We start from the raw sequence: 18,787 nt of genomic DNA on the forward strand, positions 1-18,787 counted from the left end.
CGGGAACAGAGCCAGGCGGGCTCCATCCCCGGGACTTTCACCAAGCGTCGCGAAATGGCCTCAGTCCCGGTCTATCAGCGCAGTCAGGGCCCAGAGGATGGAAACCACATCGATGGCCTCCTGGGTAAAGGCGCCGACAACCACCGGAATCAGGTCGAAGGCGGCGCAGAGCATGCCCACCGTAGCCAGGGTCAGCCCCAGCATGACCGCCTGGAGCATGACCCGCTTGGTCCTGCGGGCTATGGTGATCGACCTGGGCAGACAGGCGATGTCGTCATTCATGATCACGGCCTGAGCGGACTCAGAGGCAGCCGTGGTAGTGCCGTCAGTGATGGCCATGCCCACGTCGGCGGCAGCCAGGACCGGGGCATCGTTGACCCCGTCCCCCACCATCAGGGTGATGGATTTGGTCACTGACTCCCCCAGGAATTTGGACAGCCAGATGTCCCAGAATGGCTGCCGGTTGGGCTCCTCCCTGGAGGCCTTGGCGATCAGATCGGCCTTGTCCTCGGGGAAGAGGCCGGCATGCACGTCGGTGATGCCCACCTGGTCGGCGATGATCCGGGCCGAGTCCTCCTTGTCGCCGGTGACCATGGACAGACGGGCAATGCCCAACTCCCGCAGCTGGGCGATGGTCTGGGCGGCATCCGACCTGGGCACGTCCTTCATGACAATTCTGGCGGCCAGGGCTCCATCGATAGAAATGTAGGAGGCCATCTCGTCAGGTGCCAGGGAACCAAAGGAATCACTTGAATTCCCGTCGGCCACGAACTGAGCCCTGCCCACCTTGACCTGATGGCCGTCGACCATACCCTGGACCCCGTTGCCGGAGTCCTCCTGAACCTCCTGCGCATGCAGATGGATCTCGTCACTGCTCTGCGCCCGCAGTCGCTCCTGGGCAGCGGCGCCGGCTTCAGCTATTCCGTTGGCCAGGATGTGGACCGAGTAGGCCTCCACAGCGCCCGCCATAGCCAGAATCCGGTCTGTATCGACCTTCTGCTCCCTACCCTCGGGCAGGTCGATCTTGGCCACTTGGGGACGTTTGACGGTCAGCGTGCCGGTCTTGTCGAAGAAGATGTGCGAGACCCGGCCCAGATTCTCGATCACGTCCTGGGTTTTGATCAGCAAACCCGCCTTGGCCAGCCTCCCAGTCCCGGCCATGTAGGCCACAGGGGCGGCGATCAGCAGAGGACAGGGGGTGGCCAGGACCAGAACCTGGGCGAACCGGGTCGGCACGCCGGAGATGATCCAGGCCACACAGGCGATGATGAAGGCCACCACGGTGAAGGGGACTGCCATCAGGTCAGCTGTTCTGACGACTGCAGCCCGCGAGTTCTGGGCGGAACGCACCAGGTTGAGGATGCGCTGATACTGGGAATCACGGGCCAGCTGCCGCGCCCGCATCAGGAAGGTGCCCGAGCCGTTGACCGCCCCGGACATGACCTGGGCATCCTGGTAGAGCCTGCGGGGCATGGGCTCACCGTTGATGGTGGACATATCCAGGGTGGCGGTGCGGCTTATCAGCTCGCCATCGACGGGCACGGTCTCGCCGGGCTTGACCACCAGGAGGTCGCCCAGGCGGACCTGATCGACCGCCACCGTGCTCCAGTCGTTCTCCTTGGGAAGGCCATGCTCTCCCTCTGGCAGGTCTACCTGGACTACATGGGCCACCTGAGGGGCGGCCTGAACCAGTACCGTCAGGTTGTTCTGTGCCCTGTTCCCTGCATACTGCTCGATGGCATCGCCGGAGTAGAGCATGAGGACCACGGCCCAGCTGGCCCAATACTGCTTGACAGCCAGGGTGGAGAGAATGGCGACCACAGCCAGGATATCCACGCCCACGTGGCCATGTCGCACGTCATCGATCATCCCCTTGAGGGTGTCCACCAGCGAAACGGCCACCAGGGCCGCAACCAGCCATTGGGCGGCCTGGCGATAGGGGTGCCAGAGCAGGCCCATGGCCAGCCCGCAAATCAGAACCACCCAAAGCATGGGTACCTTCTTGGCGAAACCCAGGATTTTCGACATGACCACTTCCCCGCTCCGGACTTGTCAGCCTGACAGCCGTAGCCGGATCACGGCTCTCTTTTTCTCTTGACATATCAAGCCTATACCGCGTCGGTGCCAGCGATAGACGGCGAGTACGACAAGGGGCCGCGCCCGCCAAAGTGACGGATGCTGCCCCAGGGAGTCAGTCCCGGATCACTGCCCGAAGAAGAAGCGGAAGGGATCCATGGAATCGTCGTCGCCCGAACCGCCCTGGTCAGAGTCGCCGTCCTGACCGCTGCCGTCCGAGTTCCTCCGGTTGGTCCTGGGCTTGCCCTGAACGGTCTGTTCCTCGCGGTCCAGAGTGGCGTTCACTTCGGAGGTCTTGCCGTCCCTGACCACGGTGATCTTGACCGAGTCACCGAAGGCGGCGGCCCGGACAAAGCCCAGCAGGGAGAAGTTGTTGTTGACCGCATGGCCGTTGAAGGCCACGATGGTGTCGCCCGTCTTGATACCCGCCTTGTCGGCCGGGGAGCCGGAGACCACCTTGGTGACCTTGGCCCCGCCTCGGGTGACCCCATCGGCCTGTGCTGTGCTGCTCTGGATGGTGACACCCAGGGAGACGTGCTTGGCCTTGCCGTCCTTGATGATCTCATCGGCGATCCGCTTGACCAGGTTGGACGGGATGGCGAACCCGATGCCGATGGATCCCGCCTCGGACTTGGAGGAGGCCATGGAGGCTATGGAGGAGTTGATCCCGATGACCTCGCCGGCCGCGTTGAAGGTTGGGCCGCCCGAGTTGCCGGGGTTGATGGCCGCATCCAGCTGGACAGCATTGGTGACGATCGGGTTGTTGTTGCTCTCGTCCATGACCGAGACCGGGCGGTTCAGAGCCGAGACGATGCCGGTGGTGGCCGTGTTCTCATAGCCCAAGGGATTGCCGATGGCCATGACATTCTCGCCCACAGCCAGCTTTTCGGAGTCGGCGAACTTCACGGGCTTCAGGTCGGAGGGCGCCTGATCCAGACTGAGGATGGCCAGATCGGCCGTGGTGTCGGTGCCGACCACCTTGGCCGTGTACATCTGCCCGTTGGAGAGGGTGACGTGAATCTCCTGAGCGCCATCGACCACGTGGTTGTTGGTGACCACATGGCCCTGGGTGTCGAAGACCGCGCCCGATCCGGCCCCCACCCCGCTCTTGGTCTGCACCTGGATAGAGACCACGGACTCGGAAACCTGCTTGCTGATGGCCTGCCAGTCGGGAGCTTGACCGCCCTGGACCTTGGCCGTGCCCTGGCCCGAGGAATTGGAGGAGACCCCGTTCAGCGAGGAGGACGAGGGCAGGGTGATCCATCCGTTGGACAGTGCCGCCCAGCCCAGGCCCAGCATGAGGGCTGCGGCCACCAGGGCGGCCACCACAGCGGTGAAGACGTACTTGCCCGTGCCGCTCATGCTGCTGCCGGCGTTATTGCCAGGACCGGACCGGCCGTTGTTGGGGCCGCCGGATCCGAAAGGCACGAAGGGACCCTGGCCGGAGGGCTGGCCACCCTGGGGGCTCTGGCCGGCATTCGGACGGGGCTGGCCGTTCTGCCCGAACTGGCCTGGCTGTCCGTATTGTCCGAAGAAGCCCTGCTGAGGACTGGAGCCATACCCCTGGCTGGGCTGCTGCTGACCCTGATCGCTGGCGGGCGGACGCGAGCCTGCAGGTGCGTAGGCACCATACTCGGGCGCAGGCCGATAGTAAGACTGCTGCTGCGTCTGCGCATCCTGCCCTGTGGCCGAGTCGCTGGAAGCGGAGGTTGAAGCCCCGGTGCCACTGCCGTCATTCGACGCGGTTTCCGCAGTCATGGACCGTGCATCGCCACCAGGCATGGCAATAGGGGTCGTGGGCCTCTGATCCCAGGCCTGAGTCTGCTGGTCCCCTGCTTCTGGCCCGGGAACCTGAGCAGAGTCGGTCTGATCCGCGGAGGATCCCGTCTCCTGCTCTTGATTGGCGGCCCCGCGCTCGATGTGGCTTGGCTGCCAGGACTGATCGTCATCGCCGCCCCTCCAAGGGTCGGCCTTGTGCTCTTCAGCCATTTCTGCTCCTTCGGATCGATGCCGCTGCCTGCTATTCGGTCACGCTTGTCAATCTACCCCGTCGCCCGCGCTTTTTGCTGTTTCCGGCTGACAGGCGAAGCGGGTCCTCGCATGCATTGCTTCCAAGTCTAGGGCCGGAATGCTGAATGTTGTCTGGACATTGCATGAAAGTCATATCGACTGTACACAGGGCAGCTGCGGGACGGTTGGATGTCCTGGATACAGTGGAGCCATGAGCCTGATCACCAACCCGCTGGGAGCCACGCCGGGCCGACCCGGCGACCGCACCGCATTCTCATTCGAGACCCTGAACCGTCTGCCTGACAGCCCCGAAGGCCTGGGACGCAATGGCCGCCGCTACGGCCGCACCGGCATCATCCACACTCCTCACGGAGACATCCACACCCCCGCATTCATCCCCGTGGCCACCCAGGCGGCCATGAAGGCCGTCCTGCCCGAGCAGATGCGGCAGCTGGGCGCCCAGGTCCTGCTGGCCAACGCCTTCCACCTGTTCGAGCGCCCCGGCCCTGACATTCTGGACCAAGCTGGAGGCCTGGCCCGGTTCATGAACTGGGACGGCCCCACCTACACCGACTCGGGCGGCTTCCAGGTGCTCTCGCTTGGGGCGGGATTCAAGAAGACCCTGGCCATGGACGTGACCGGCATGAAGTCGGACCAGGTGATCGCCGAAGGCAAGGAACGCCTGGCCTTCGTGGATGAGGACGGGGTCACCTTCAAGTCCCCGCTCAACGGCGACCGGCACCGCTTCTCGGCCGAGATCTCCATGGGCATCCAGCATCGCATCGGAGCCGACATCATGTTCTCCTTCGACGAGCTGACGACCCTGATGAACACCCGCACCTACCAGGAACAGTCAGTGGAGCGCACCTTCCGTTGGGCCAAACGCTGCGTGGACGAGCACCACAGGCTGACCCAAGCGCGGACCGGCAAGCCCTACCAGGCCCTGTTCGGCGTGGTGCAGGGGGCCAATTATGAGGATCTGCGCCGACGCGCCGCCCGCCAGATCGCCTCCCTGGACTTCGACGGCGTAGGAATCGGGGGCGCCATAGAGAAACGGCTGCTGGGACAGACCTGCGCCTGGATCTGCGACGAAATGCCCGAATCCCGGCCCAGGCACGTCCTGGGCATCGCCGCTGTGGACGACATCTTTGCAGGCGTGGAGAACGGCGGGGACACCTTCGACTGCGTATCCCCGGCCCGCTGTGGACGCAACGGGGCCGTCTTCACCCGTGACGGCCGCTGGAACATCAAGCGTGCCCAGTTCAAGGCTGATTTCAGACCCATCGAAGAGGACTGCGACTGCTACACCTGCACCCACTACTCCCGGGCCTACATCGACCATCTGCTCCGCGCCCACGAGCTCAACGGCTACACGCTGGCCACCATCCACAACGAGCGCTTCTTCGTAAGGCTGCTGGACGAGATCCGCCGGTCCATCGATGGCGGCTACTTCGACGACTACAAGAAGGAGACGCTGGCCAGGTTCTACGCCCACGGATCCAAGGGCTGAGCCAACACGCCATTATTGCGCCACGCAGACAACCGTGCTAACCTTTCCAGTTGTCTGCGAACGTGGCGGAATGGTAGACGCGCTGTCTTCAGGTGGCAGTGAGCTGATGCTCGTGAGGGTTCAACTCCCTCCGTTCGCACGAAGAAATGGAAATGTCTTTGGCTGACTGATGTCGGTCGAAGGCATTTTTTATTGGTCCGATGGCAGCCGAGGCCGTTCAGCCTATTCGATATTCCAAGCACGCCCACCAGAATCCCCAGTCCGATTGGACCTGTCTGACAAGGGCTGCTAGGAGCGAACCAGCCGGGCGATGGCCTCGGAGGCCTCCTGCATCTTCTCGTCGGCCTCTTCACCCCCCTTTTCGGCAGCTTCGCGGACGCAGTGGTTCATGTGGTCGTCCAGCAGGGTCAGAGCCACCGACTTCAGGGCGCTGGTCGAGGCGGCGATCTGGGTGAGGATATCGATGCAGTAAGTGTCCGACTCAACCATCTGCTCGATGGCCCTGACCTGGCCCTCGACACGCCGCAGTCTGGTGATGGTCCGCTTTTTATCGTTGGCATATCCGGGCACGATTCACTCCATTCGCATTCATCCCATGGCTTTCATGACGCAGCCAAGACTGACTCGAATTCATGAAACCCATCTCGAAATTCACTATCAGTATACCCCTGGGGGGTATAGTGAGCCACATGAGCAGCATCCTGGTCCTTATCACGGCCCTGGCCATAACGGCGGGCATCATCTGGTACTTCTTCGCGCCCAGAAAGGCCACCCAGGCCAAGGATGAGGGCGGCGTCCAGACAGTCCACATCACAGTCAAGGGCGGATACAGCCCCCAGCTGATCCAAGTCCAGGCCGGGCGGCCGGTCAAGCTGGTCTTCGACCGCCAGGAGAGCGGAGAGTGCTCCTCGCACGTGGTCTTCAACGATTTCAACATCGACAAGACCCTGCCCGCCTTCCAGACCTCGACCGTCCAGCTGACCCCGCCCAAGGCCGGCGACTATCCCTTCGCCTGCGGGATGAACATGCTCCACGGGATGCTCCGGGCCACCGATGGCCCGACGACCGGCAGCGCCGAGGCACAATCCAAACAAGCACAGGGCAGCCAGTCACAAGGCGAGCGCCCACAAGCCGAACCCACCGAATCCGCCAAGCCCGCCCAGACCACCGGCGGCAGCGACCAGGACGAGGCGGATCAGGAGCGCACGGCAGAAATCCGTGACCTGACCAGGCGGTTCATCGTAGCCCTGGTCTTTACGCTCCCGGTCTTCATCCCGGCCATGTTCGGCATGTTCCTGCCCATGCCCCACATGCTGATGAACCCCTGGGTCCAGCTGGTCCTGATCCTGCCGGTGATGTTCTACTCCGGCTGGCCCATCCACCGCACCGGATGGCTGGCCCTGGCGCACCGGGCCCCGGAGATGAACTCCCTGGTCGCCCTAGGCACTGCCACGGCCTTCCTCTACTCACTGGTGGTCACCGTGGCCCCGCAGCTTCTGCCTGAGGGAAGCCGCGAACCCTACTACGAGGCTGTGGGCACCATCATCACCCTGATGATCCTCGGCCAGATCCTGGAGGCAAGGGCCCGGCGCGGCACTGGCGATGCCATCCGCGCCCTTGTCGGATTGAGACCCAAGACCGCCACCGTGGTGAGGACCGACCAGGACGGCAGGGAGACCACCCAGGAGATCGCCGTCGACGATGTAGCCGTCGGGGACGTGATCCAGGTCCATCCGGGCGAGAAGCTGCCGGTAGACGGCCAGGTCATTTCCGGATCATCCTCAGTGGACGAATCCATGGTGACCGGCGAGCCCATGCCTGTCCTCAAGCAGGAGGGCGATTCCCTGGTCGGAGCCACCGTCAACGGCACAGGCTCCCTGCGCTACAAGGCCACCCAGGTAGGGCAGGACACCGTTCTGGCGCAGATCATTCGGCTGGTCAAGACGGCTCAGACCTCCAAGGCACCCATCCAGAAGCTGGCCGACCGGATATCGTCAATCTTCATCCCCGGGGTCATCCTGGTAGCGCTCTGGACCTTCGTGGCCTGGTGGGCGTTCGGCCCCATGCCCCGCGGAGTATACGGAATCGTGGCGGCGGTCTCCGTCCTGGTCATCGCCTGCCCCTGCGCCTTGGGCCTGGCCACCCCCCTGTCCGTAACGATCGGCACTGGACGCGGCGCCCGTGCCGGCGTGCTCTACCGGTCGGCGGAGGCCCTGCAGGGAGCGCATGACGTCGATACCATCGTCCTTGACAAGACTGGCACCATCACCCAGGGCCGACCCGAATTGGCTGATGCCCTGAGCGTGCAGGGTCTGGATGAGGACCTGTTGATCAGGGCAGCCGCGAGTGCCGAGAGCAATTCCGAGCACCCCCTGGCCCAGGCCATCGTCCAGGCCGCCAAGGACCGCAATCTGGAGCTGGTCCCGATCAAGGACTTCGACTCGGTCACCGGCGCCGGCATCGATGCAACCTTCCCCTCCGGCTCCTTCAAGAGCATGACAGAAAACAGCCGGAATGAAGAGAATACCCTCCATGTCCTTGTCGGCAACCGCAGACTGCTCGAGGGCAAGGGAATCGATCTAGGGAACGAAAAGGCGGACCAGGCTGGCGCACAATCCCTCTTGGACACCGCCCGCAGCTGGGAGGATCAGGGCCGCACAACCATCTTCGTGGCCATCGACGGCAGGCTTGCCGGGGTCCTGGCCGTGACCGACCAGGTCAAGACCGGCTCCAAGCAGGCCATCCACGACATGAACGAGCGCGGCATCCAGACCATCATGCTGACCGGCGACAACCAAGGCACCGCCGAGCAGGTCGGCAGCCAGGTCGGGGTCACCCGGGTGGTGGCGCAGATCCATCCCGAGGACAAGGCGGGCATCGTCAAGGCCCTCCAGGCCCAGGGGCACAAGGTGGCCATGATCGGCGACGGCATCAACGACGCCCCGGCCCTGGCCCAGGCCGACCTGGGCATGGCCATCGGCACCGGAACGGACGTGGCCATCGAGTCCGCCGACGTGACCCTGGTCTCGGGCGACCTGAACGCGGCGGTCAAGGCCATCGACCTTTCGGCGGCGACCATGCGCAACATCCATCAGAACCTCTGGTTCGCCTTCGGGTACAACGGCCTGGGCATCCCCATCGCCGCCGGCGTGCTCTACCCCTTCATCGGCCTCCTGCTCAACCCCATGATCGCCGGAGCAGCCATGGCCTTCTCCTCCCTGTCAGTGGTGCTCAACGCCAACCGGCTGCGGCATACGCCCCTGAAGGCCAGGCCGGTCAAGGAGGCCAAGCCAATCGACATGGATGCCCTGACCAGGAACCTCAGTATTTCCACCCACCAAGAACACAACCAAGAGAAAGGAAACGAGATGGGACTCTTCCATCATCATGACGACATGCAGCAGGACCAGGCAGCGACGGGCAAGGTCACCGACCCAGTCTGCGGCATGACCATCGACCCCAACACAGCCGCAGCCAAGCGCGACTACCAGGGCAAGACCTACTACTTCTGCTCGCAGAATTGCGTCGATACCTTCGATGCTGACCCGGAGAAGGTGCTCAACAAGTAGGATTGCAGGCGTATCATATTCCTGTAGACACTTTTTCTGTCTACAGGAATATTGGTGGTTATCATGCGTCTGCTCAGAATGGTCGTCGAGGGACTTCAACCCTTTGAAAACCAGACCCTAGCCCTGGATCTTTACGCCCGTGACCAGGTCCGCTCGAGAACCCCTGGCAACGGACTGACCCGTTTGGGAGGTAATCCGGCCAATCACATATACGCCCAGAATGTTCTGTGCCTAACGGGAATCAATGCTTCCGGCAAAACTACAGCACTCAACGCCCTGGCTCTGGCCATCAACATTCTGAGCAAGGATGCCAGCCCCCTGCTGTCTTCAGTCAGGTCCCTCAGCGCCTTTGGCCCCCGCCTGCAACTTTCTTTAATATTCGAATCCAACCAGCGCTTTTACTTACTCAAATCACAGCTGGAAGCGGTCCGCAACGACAACGCTGACGAAGGCATGGATCCCTTGGCAGATAGCATTTACCGGTTTTCTCAGGAATGGCTTTGGCTCTACCAACGTAGGCCTCTTCCCAAAGCAGTTCTTCATGATACTGCTGCTTTTCAAAAGAACTCAATGCTGATCAAGATCCGGGGGCGGGAAACCGGGTCCTCAGGCGACGCAACCACCAAAGCCTACCTGCCCAAGGATGCCTACGAATATCTCTCACCTCACTCCAGCATGGTTCTACCACAAACCAAGACGGATATCACCCAGGCCATCGCACGCATCGGACCAGAAACCTATTTCCCCATCGTTCCGGTCGGCACCATCGCCGACCCCGTGCTGCACGTCTTCGATGACAGCATCGACTACTTCCATATCGACCAGGAACACCGCGCCCATCTGAGATTCGCCGGCACCTCTCAAGAAGTGGTCATGTCCAACATGGACACGGCCGGACTGCTTTCCCTGGGCACAGTCCGCGGATCCCGAATCGTCAAAGCAGCCATCCGGGTCCTGCGCACCGGCGGCTATCTGCTGATCGACGAAATCGAGAACAGCATCAACAAGGAGCTGGTGCGCATGATCATCAACCTCTTCATGTCAACGACCAGCAACCCCCACGGCGCCACCCTGGTGTTCACGACACACTACGCGGAACTGCTCGACCTGATCCAGCGCAAGGACAATATTTACTTCCTCAGACGCGGCGAGGACGAGCGCAAGGGCATCCAAGCGATCAATTACTCGGAGGCAGTCAGGCGCGGGGAACTCAAGCACAGCGAGGTTTTCCTGTCCAACTATATCGGAGGCACCGCTCCCAAAGCAGCCGAGCTCAAGGCCATGCGCCAATACGTAGCCGACCAGGTGGCAGGGCAAGAACATCATGCATAGCAGGCGAGAGAAGCTTGCAAGGGCCATCGGAGACGATGCAGTTCTCTTTTCATGCGAAGGCGTAGCCGAGCAGGTCATTGTCGACAAACTGGTTACCAAGCACCTGACCTTCATCGATTGGAATCGCATTATCACCGACCCCTACAACGACGATGCCTGGTCAACCCGCGACAGAAGCGGCGAGAGCCTGGCTCGTGACTTCCTGACCCAGGACTACGGAAGAAATGTGACCATCCTCTGCATACAGGACCAGCTGAGCCACCGCACCTTGCTGCGCCAGCCTTACGCTGAACATGCCCGGACCATCAACGTCACCACGCATCCCGAGATCGAGATGTTGATCGTCTACCGCGAGGGCAAGCTGGACGAGTACAACAGTTGGAAGTCACACCATCGCGGCGCAAAAAACAGCAAGCTGAAGCCAAGCCTCTTCTGCAAGGAGGAGCTCGGACAGGACGACCGCAACTTTCGCAATATCAAGAAATATCCTTTTCTGAATCAATACTGGGATGATGCGGATGCACTGGTCAGAGCTTTGGAACTGTACAGGGAATTAGCCTCTGCAAAAAAGCAGGGTAGTGACTTTCTGCTGGCCGATCTGCTCAACGTCTGATCAGCGGTCGTCAGCGAGCTGCCAGGGCTGGTCGAAAAAGTCGAAGATGCGCTCCAAGTAGGGCCCCAGGACCTTGTCGGGCATCTGGTAGAGCTCGTGCATGCTGCCCGGGATGCGCTCCAGCGTAGCCTGGCAGCCGCCCTGCTGGACCTGGTCGACAAAACGGCTCTGGGGCATCGGCAGCACAAAGCGGTCGGGCTGCGCCTGGAAGAGCAGCAGAGGGGTCTCCACCCGGCTGCATCGGTCAGGACGCAGTATGGCCCGGCTCATCTCCAGGCTCTCCCTGACCCAGCCGAAGGTGGCGGCGCTGGTCTGGTAATGCACCTCCTTGGCCCGCAACTTATGGGTCCAGGACACCCGAGCCTGGCTGCCATTGGGGTACTTGCCCATGTCCAGTTCGGGGTGGAAGGGGCCGAACCCCGGAGCCATGCTGCGCGAGCGGCCCATCATGCAGGCGGCGTTTGTCGCCGTCCAGGCCACCGAGGGCATGAACCCGGTCCTCGGAGCAATCATGGGTGATGACAGGACCGCCTTGTCAATAAGGGAGGGGAAGGTTTCCAGCATCCTTGCAGCCACACCGCCGCCCATGGAGTGGGCATAGAGCACCATGGGCTTGTCCTGGGCGTACTGCTGGCCCACCTGGGAGCAGAAGGCGGCCAAATCCGCCACATACCGCTGCCAATGATCCACCCATACCAGACTGGGATCGTTTACGCCCCGGCCGGAGAAACCGTGTCCCCAGTGCTCGGGAATGCAGACAGAGTACCCCTGCATCAGGAAGTACCAGGCCATCTCCTGATACTTGTCGGCGAATTCCGAAAAACCGAAGGAGATGATTACGGCCCCGCGCACGCGAGCCGACCCTGACTCCACCGCGCCCTGGCGGAAAAGCGCCCTGTCATAGCAGACGTAATGCAGAAGCCGGGAGGGGTCGACGCCGCCGAGATGGGCCTTGTCCAGCAAGGTTCCCCCGTCCTCGCCGCCGTCATGGGAGATCATCCATCCGTCACTGCGACAGGAGGCCAGATCAGGAAGGACGCGATCCTTCATGATCTGGTCGTAGCGGCGCTCCTCAACCAGTTGGACGCTCATGCTCTCACCCTATACCACCTTCTGTTGGACTCGGCCCTACATGAGCCGGGTGCTCTCCAGGTTTCTGACGATCCAGTCATTGAAGCGGATGACGGGCTTGCGCAGAACCAGCCCCAGCAGCAGCGAGGGCACCAGGAAGAGGGCCAGGGTGGCCATCTCCCGCCAGAACTCCATGCCATAGGCTCCGGCAACGGCCGACTGCATGGCCCCGATGGCGTGGACGAAAGGCAGGAAGGGATAGACCCCTTGGAAGAAGCCGGGCAGGGTCTCCATGGGGAAGGTGCCGCCCGAGCCAGCCACCTGCATGACCAGGAGGATGACAGCGATGGCCTTGCCGATGTCCCCGAAGGAGACGACCAGGGTATAGATGAGATTCATGAAGACGAAGGAGGCGAAGACCGCCACCAGCACGAACATCAGCGGATGGACACATTGGACCTTCAGGTAGAAGAGGTCTCCCAGGGCGATCAGGCAACCCTGGAGGATGGCCATCAGGGCGAAGACCGCGAATCTGCCGAAGTACTCCTGGTAGAGCTGAAGGCCAAAGCGGCGGGCGTTGCCTGGCGACTCGGGGCGGAAGGCCCCCCAGGAGCGGCTGCTCTCGGTATCCTCATCCAGGTCATCGGCCCTCTTCCAGGCATCCTGCAGGGAGTCCAGGTGCAGGACGAAGGCCTTCTTCTTGTCGGACAGGGCCACCTTCATCATGGCTGCCAGAATGGTGGCGCCCACCCAGATGGAAAGGATGGTGTAGAAGGGGGTCATGGCCGACCCATAGTTCATGACCGGGAAGACCGCATGCCGATGGATGCCTACCGGCGAGGACAGAAGCGCGGCCAGGGTTTCGGAATCCCCGCTCAGCAGGGTTTTGACCTCCTGCGCATCCTTGCCCTGCGAAGCCTGGGTCAGATGTCCCCCCAGGTCGGTCAGCCGCTTGGAGGCCTGGTCCAGGCGCTGGGAGATCTCGCCCAGCTGGTCCTTGGCCTGGCTGATGTCCTTGGTCATAGGGCCCGTCAGCCCAGAGGCGCCTTTGACGGTTCCGTCCAAGCCCGTCAGCAGCCGGTCGGTCGAAGTGGCCACGGTGTCCATGGAGGAAGCCAGGTCATCCAGGCGGGGCTTTAAATCATCGCGGTACTGGGCGCGGACCTGATCCACCGAGGCACGGGCCTGGGCGATCCTGTTCTTCAGATCCTGCCGCTGACCGCCCAGCTTGTCCTTGCCCTCCTTGGCTGTCCGGGAGGCCTGGCTGATCCGATCGGCCAGGTCGCGCTGAGCCGCCTGGGCCGCCCGCATTCCGGCCTGAGCCCGATCAATGGCGGTCAGCAGGGCCTGGCGCTGTTCCGCTGTCAGATTGGCGTCGGATTCCACAGTGCTGCGCAGATCCTCCAGGCTGGCGATCATTCCGTCGTAGTCAGCCGCCGATTCCCTGATCCGTTCGCTCAGGTCGTTCAGCTGGCTGCTGACGGCATCGCTCTGCTGGCCTACCTTGTCAAAGGCATCGTCGATCTTGGAGCCGATGGTGTCATAGGCGCCCGATGCCTGGTCAAGGGCAGCGTCGACCGCCTGGGCCGACCCGGAGAGGGACCTGCCCAGATCCTTGGACCCCTTGGTTCCCTGATTCAGGGCCTTCCTGGCATCGGCCATGGCGGAGTCGGATCGGCCCAGGATCCTGCCGGTGGAGTCTATCATCTGTCCGGAGGAATCCAGTAGGCCCGCATAGGCATTCACCTGGCTGGAAGCAGTGTTCAGCCGCTGTGACATCTGGTCGATGTGGCCGGTCGTCCTGGTCAGATAATCCTGGACTTCAGGGCTCTGAGAATAAGTGAAGACCTGGCTGGCCAAATCGATCCCCACCTGCCCCACGGTCTTGACGAAGGTCTTGTCGATGGTCGTGGCCACGGTGTCGGCCCCCTGCTCGGTGACATGGGGGGCGATGGCGTTCTTCTTCTCGTTCAGGTAGTACTCGAGGTTGGCGTGCTTCACATCCTTTGAGAAGAGGGTCATCATGTCCGCGCTGAAATCCTTGGGAATGACGATGGCGGCGTAGTACTCGCCTGAGCGCACCCCCTCCAGGGCCTGGTCGCGGTTGACGAACCTCCAGTCCAGCTGGTCGTTGGCCCGCAGGGTGCTGGTGACCGTCTCCCCCACGTTGATCCTGACCGGGATCAGGTCGGACTTGTACCCCTTGTCGGTGTTGGCCACGGCCACCTTGATGGCCTTGGTGTTCTTATAGGGGTCCCAGCTGGCGGCGATGTTGAACCAGGCGTAGAGGGCCGGGACGATGATCAGGCCCATCAGGACGATGATGGCGATGACGTTGCTGGTGGCATCGGCCAGGTCCTTGCGCAGAATCCTCCAGATGTTCCTCATCGGCGATCACCATCCTCGTGAGCGCTCTCCTCATCGCGGTTCAAAACTGATTCGCGCACGGCCGTGGTCAGCCTGGTCACGGCCGAGGGACCCTGCCGACGGGGGCGAATCAGGGTGTGGAAGTCCATGCCGGGACGCTCGGTCAGGCCCAGCTGCTGCACATAGCTGTCGCAGATGTACTCGACGATGATCAGGTAGGCGTCGATCAGGACGATGGAGGCGATGCAGGCGATCAGCATGACGATCTTGGCCTCGGTGCTGAACAGCAGGATAAGGAAGAGGACCGGCAGCAGAACCAGGGCCAGACCAGCCCGGATCAGCGTTGGATAGAGGGCTAGGAAGCGATGCGCCCGCCGCCTTATGACAGCGCGGTAGTCGCCCTCGCCCAGGATGGTGCGGGCCAGGCTGCCCAGGCTCAGACGACGGTCGGCCGAATGGTTCTGCTCGGTCAGCATCAGGTCGGTGGCGCCCAGCCGCCGGTCGAAGAGGGCGTTCAGGTTGAGCAGGTACCGCCGCACCACCAGTCCGATCAGGAGGGCCGCGGGCAGGTACCAGAAGATGTGGAGCATGTCCTGCCAGTAGTGGTTGCCGTACATGCCGCCGATGGTCTCGCGCATGGCGTTGATCCCGTAGGTGAAGGGCAGCCAGGGGTTCAGATTGCGGAAGAAGTCGGGCATCATCTCAATGGGGTACATGCCCGAGGAGCCGGGTATCTGCAGAATGACCAGGACCACGGCCAGGGCCTTGCCGATGTGCCTGAAGGAGGCGGCCAGGGCATAGATGATGTTGATGTAGACGAAGGAGGCAAAGACCCCGGCCAGGACGAACAGGGCCGGCTGCTGGCACTGGATGCCCAGCATCAGGTCGCCCACTGTAGCGATCAGCGCCTGGAAGAAGCCGACGAAGACCAGCAGAAGCCAGCGGCCCAGGTAGGCCTGGGTGGCGGTGCACTTGCGGATGCCCTCCTTGTCGACCTCCAGCTTGTAGATGGCGATCAGGATGAACCCGCCCACCCAGAGGGCCAGATTGGTGTAGAAGGGCGCCACGGACGACCCGTAGTTGCTGACCGGATAGACCGTGTGGGAATCCAGCTTGACCGGAGAGGCCATGGCCTTTCCGAAGGATTCGGGGCTCAACCCCAGGGTCTGGGACATCCGGTTCCAGGCGGCCGAGGATCCCAGGGCTGCCACATCGGTGCGAACCCCCTCCAGATCGGACCTGACCGAGGCCAGGGAGGCCCTGGTGGTGGACAGGGTCGACTGGGCCTGACCAATGGTGGAATCCAGCTGGTCCAGCAGGGCATCGGTCTGGGCGGCCGTGGTGGACAGGCTGCTCAGGGCGCCCTGGAGCGAGCCATTGGAGGCGTTGAGGTTGTCCAGCCCAGTCAGGAGGTTGGGCATGGTGGTCCCCGTCAGACTTTGGCTGGCCGCAGTCAGGGCCTTGATGCCTGTGTCGCCGGTGTCGGTCATGGCCGAGCTCAGGTCCGATGCGGCCTGCTTGCCCGAGTTCAGGGCCGTCGAGGAGTTCTTCTTGAAAGCATCCAGGGATGCCTTCTGCTGCTGGTTGGTCTTTTTCAGATCGTCGATCTGCCGCTGGATGCTCTCGTAGGCCGGATCCCCGGGATGCAGCCCGGACTGGTCCAGACCTGTCTGGAGCCGGTCCACGGCCTTCCCGTTGGCGTCCACCAACTGGCCCAGGCCGGAATTGACCCGGTCCACCTTGTCTTGGGTGGCGTTCAGGTCGGAGGTAATCCCGCCTGCCACCGTATTCACATCCGTGACCGCGCTGGACAGCCGCACCGACCCGTCCGCCAGAGCCTGGTTCAGGGCGGAGGAGAAGCGGAAGCTGTCATCGCGGGTCCTGGTCATGTGGTCCTGGGCCTTGCTCAGGGTGGCCTGGGTGGCCGATATCTGACTCTGCAGGTCCTTGATGTCGCTTCTGGAGCCGGCCACGGTCTGCCTGGCCTGGCCCATGGTGGAACCAATCCGGTCAAGCTGGCCATCCGTACGATCCAGCTGGCCGATGATTTCCCCCAGGTCGCCCACCACCTGACTGCGGCTCTGCTCGGCCGCGCCCTGGGCATCGCCGGCGGTCTGCAGGACCTTCCCGGCCAGGGCATCGCTGACGGCCGAGACGAAGACGGTGTTGATCTCCTGGTCGATGGTGGAGGCGCCGGTGTCGGTCACCTTGGGGGCGATGGCGTTCTTCTTCTCATTGACGTAATAGTTCAGCGCAGGCCTGTTCCCGGTCCCTTCGACGATGCCGACCAGATCGGCGCTGAACCGTTCCGGGATGATGATGGCCGCGTAGCACTTGCCTGAGCGGACCTCGTCGATGGCTCTCTGGTCATCATCCATGAACTTCCAACCCAGGCTGTTGTTGCCGCGCAGCTCCTGGATGACCGATCTGCCGGCATTGATCCTGCGGGTTTGCGCGGATTGGGCCCCTCGATCCATGCTGACGACGGCAACGGGCAGGTTCTTGACGTTGCTGTAGGGGTCCCAGAGGGCCATGATGTTGAACCAGGCATAGAGGGAGGGCAGCACGGCCACGCCGATGGTCACCACCAGGGCCACGGGGTTGCGCAGTATCCGCCAGAGATCTCGCCTGAAGATGGCCAACACGGTCTTCACCGCCAGGCACCTCCTTCTTGTCTGTCCGGGGTATCACGGCACTGGCCTGCTCCACTCGGATCGGCTGCATCCTCCCGGGACCTACGTCCGGCCCGAGTATAGCCACCCTTCCTTACTGGCCCAGGCCGGTCAGCTGATCGTGAATGCCCGCTCGATGCCCGCTCAATGCTGGAGGCGGAAGGGCAGGCATGCGACCAATGGTGGTTTCATCGTATATGAGTAAGGACGGATCCCTTGGGCGACACGGGCTACCGACGACGGTTTATGCCTTGGCCACGAACAGACGGGAGACAGCCATCGACAGGGCCACAGCCAGGCCCATGGGCATGAAGGCCATGACCGGCAGATGGCAGACCTCCATCAGCATGGCCATGGCCATGAGCGGAGCCTGCTGGGAGGCGGCCAGCAGGGAGGCGGCGCCAATCACGGCACACTGCCAGACCGGCAGGCCGGGCACAAGGCAAGCCAGCAGCAGGCCCAGAACAGCGCCCATGGCGGACCCCAGGGCTATGGACGGCGTCAGGGTGCCGCCGAAGGCCCCGGCACGGATGGTGGCTGTGGTCAGCAGGGCCTTGGCCAGTGCGAAGATAACCAGCAAGGCGAGCGACTGAGCCAGCTGGAGTCCCGAGAACCCTGCAGACAGGCGCTGATCCATGCCCATCTGAGCCAGGGCCCGACCGTTGCCCAAGACCTGTGGAACGGCCAGGGCGACCAGACCGGTCAGCAGAGCCACCCCCGTCAGCTGCCAGATGGCTGCAGGACCAGTGGTTCTATGGGCCTCAGCCCAGGAGGTCATCCGCCGGAATCCGGCCCCCAACAGCCCCATGACCGGTCCGATCAGGAGGACCACTGCCATGAGCCAGGGCCGGAAGGGCTCGGAGCCGACCTTATAGTAAGGAGCAAACCCCTTGATGGATCCGCCGACCAGGGTAGCCAGGGCTGACATGGCCAGATTGACTGTCACCACTTCGGCATCCACTCGCCGCAGCAGCACCTCGATGCCGAAGAAGGCACCGGTCAGAGGCGCGATATAAATGCCGGCGAATCCGGCTCCTGCTGCGGAGGCCACCAGCAGCGGACCGTCCTGATCACGCAGCCCCAGCCGTCGGCCCATCCTTGACCAAAGACCGCCTAGCAGGGCCCCGGCCTCGCGCGGGGCCACCTCCCTGCCGATGGAGCCGCCGGCAGCCACAAAGAAGATCTGGGTGAGCACATGAACCACGGTCCGCCCCGGGGGCATGGGCGCGCCTTTGACAGCCTGACCGACCGAGGGAACCAGTCTGGTCCTCGTCCGCAGCCAGGCCCAGATCAGACCGGCCGCCAGCCCGGCAATGGTCACCGAGGCCAGCCTCCTGATCGGCGGCACCGCCTCAGCCGTGGGAGCCTCTGGAGTCTCAGCGAAACCCAACAGGCCGACCTGGGTCAGCTCGAAGAACCTTGCCAACAGGCCCGAGGAAAGTCCGACCAGCAGGCCCAGGCAGAGCACCGAGACCGCCAGGCCCCAGCTGCGGGGAAGCTGGAATCCGCGACTGGACCCTGGAGCCTGGTCAGGCTTTCGTTGGATATGCACAACCCCAATCTAGCG

General features: G+C 62.9%; 11 protein-coding genes and 1 tRNA gene. 5 read left to right on the forward strand and 7 right to left on the reverse strand.

Features of this window, described 5'->3' with window-relative positions; translation table 11 throughout:
* Window positions 1-60: 60 nt before the first annotated feature.
* Window positions 61-2,028: a heavy metal translocating P-type ATPase gene (locus QRX40_RS08000; RefSeq protein WP_313837544.1), complete on the reverse strand. Its 1,968-nt coding sequence runs from the start codon at window positions 2,026-2,028 to the stop codon at window positions 61-63.
* A 174-nt stretch (window positions 2,029-2,202) separates the two neighbouring features.
* Window positions 2,203-4,065 carry a trypsin-like peptidase domain-containing protein gene (locus QRX40_RS08005; RefSeq protein ID WP_313837546.1) on the reverse strand — a complete coding sequence of 621 codons (1,863 nt, stop codon included), beginning with the start codon at window positions 4,063-4,065 and terminating at the stop codon, window positions 2,203-2,205.
* Between the two features lie 232 nt (window positions 4,066-4,297).
* Here QRX40_RS08005 and tgt point away from each other — a divergent pair, with 232 nt between their 5' ends.
* Window positions 4,298-5,596, forward strand: coding sequence for a tRNA guanosine(34) transglycosylase Tgt (tgt, locus tag QRX40_RS08010; protein ID WP_313837548.1), 1,299 nt, complete (start codon window positions 4,298-4,300; stop codon window positions 5,594-5,596).
* A gap of 56 nt (window positions 5,597-5,652) precedes the next feature.
* Window positions 5,653-5,735: transfer RNA gene (locus QRX40_RS08015), tRNA-Leu, on the forward strand.
* Between the two features lie 149 nt (window positions 5,736-5,884).
* Here QRX40_RS08015 and QRX40_RS08020 read toward each other — a convergent pair.
* Entirely contained in the window at window positions 5,885-6,166 is a 282-nt protein-coding gene (locus QRX40_RS08020; RefSeq protein WP_024627554.1) for a metal-sensitive transcriptional regulator, read from the reverse strand.
* 119 nt (window positions 6,167-6,285) lie between these two features.
* On the opposite strand from QRX40_RS08020, the gene QRX40_RS08025 reads away from it, so the two are divergent.
* From QRX40_RS08025 to QRX40_RS08035, 3 genes are all read left to right on the forward strand, one after another.
* Window positions 6,286-9,165: a heavy metal translocating P-type ATPase gene (locus tag QRX40_RS08025; protein ID WP_313837550.1), complete on the forward strand. Its 2,880-nt coding sequence runs from the start codon at window positions 6,286-6,288 to the stop codon at window positions 9,163-9,165.
* 63 nt (window positions 9,166-9,228) lie between these two features.
* The gene (locus tag QRX40_RS08030; protein ID WP_313837586.1) at window positions 9,229-10,497 is read left to right on the forward strand and encodes an AAA family ATPase; all 1,269 of its coding nucleotides are present in this window, start codon (window positions 9,229-9,231) and stop codon (window positions 10,495-10,497) included.
* Window positions 10,490-11,110, forward strand: coding sequence for a hypothetical protein (locus tag QRX40_RS08035; protein ID WP_313837552.1), 621 nt, complete (start codon window positions 10,490-10,492; stop codon window positions 11,108-11,110). Before QRX40_RS08030 ends, QRX40_RS08035 begins: the two co-directional genes overlap by 8 nt.
* Here QRX40_RS08035 and QRX40_RS08040 read toward each other — a convergent pair whose 3' ends face one another.
* The 4 genes from QRX40_RS08040 to QRX40_RS08055 form a co-directional block, all read right to left on the reverse strand.
* Window positions 11,111-12,202 (reverse strand): alpha/beta fold hydrolase, encoded by a 1,092-nt coding sequence (locus QRX40_RS08040; protein WP_313837554.1) that lies wholly within the window; start codon window positions 12,200-12,202, stop codon window positions 11,111-11,113.
* 36 nt (window positions 12,203-12,238) lie between these two features.
* Entirely contained in the window at window positions 12,239-14,569 is a 2,331-nt protein-coding gene (locus tag QRX40_RS08045; protein WP_313837556.1) for a YhgE/Pip domain-containing protein, read from the reverse strand.
* Complete coding sequence (locus QRX40_RS08050; RefSeq protein ID WP_313837558.1) at window positions 14,566-17,202, reverse strand: YhgE/Pip domain-containing protein; 2,637 nt, start codon at window positions 17,200-17,202, stop codon at window positions 14,566-14,568. Before QRX40_RS08050 ends, QRX40_RS08045 begins: the two co-directional genes overlap by 4 nt.
* Before the next feature lie 262 nt (window positions 17,203-17,464).
* On the reverse strand, window positions 17,465-18,772 hold the full coding sequence (locus tag QRX40_RS08055; RefSeq protein WP_313837559.1) for a chloride channel protein: 1,308 nt from the start codon (window positions 18,770-18,772) through the stop codon (window positions 17,465-17,467).
* Between the last annotated feature and the right edge of the window lie 15 nt (window positions 18,773-18,787).

This window comes from Bifidobacterium sp. H6bp9 (assembly GCF_032193695.1).
In the GTDB taxonomy this organism is placed as follows: Bacteria; Actinomycetota; Actinomycetes; order Actinomycetales; family Bifidobacteriaceae; genus Bombiscardovia; species Bombiscardovia kimbladii.

Bases quoted from the DNA above. Each gene is read 5' to 3' on its own strand.
- QRX40_RS08000 (WP_313837544.1), bottom strand. From the start codon at position 2,028: ATGTCGAAAATCCTGGGTTTCGCCAAGAAGGTACCCATGCTTTGGGTG.
- QRX40_RS08005 (WP_313837546.1), bottom strand. From the start codon at position 4,065: ATGGCTGAAGAGCACAAGGCCGACCCTTGGAGGGGCGGCGATGACGAT.
- tgt (WP_313837548.1), top strand. From the start codon at position 4,298: ATGAGCCTGATCACCAACCCGCTGGGAGCCACGCCGGGCCGACCCGGC.
- QRX40_RS08025 (WP_313837550.1), top strand. From the start codon at position 6,286: ATGAGCAGCATCCTGGTCCTTATCACGGCCCTGGCCATAACGGCGGGC.
- QRX40_RS08030 (WP_313837586.1), top strand. From the start codon at position 9,229: ATGCGTCTGCTCAGAATGGTCGTCGAGGGACTTCAACCCTTTGAAAAC.
- QRX40_RS08035 (WP_313837552.1), top strand. From the start codon at position 10,490: ATGCATAGCAGGCGAGAGAAGCTTGCAAGGGCCATCGGAGACGATGCA.
- QRX40_RS08040 (WP_313837554.1), bottom strand. From the start codon at position 12,202: ATGAGCGTCCAACTGGTTGAGGAGCGCCGCTACGACCAGATCATGAAG.
- QRX40_RS08045 (WP_313837556.1), bottom strand. From the start codon at position 14,569: ATGAGGAACATCTGGAGGATTCTGCGCAAGGACCTGGCCGATGCCACC.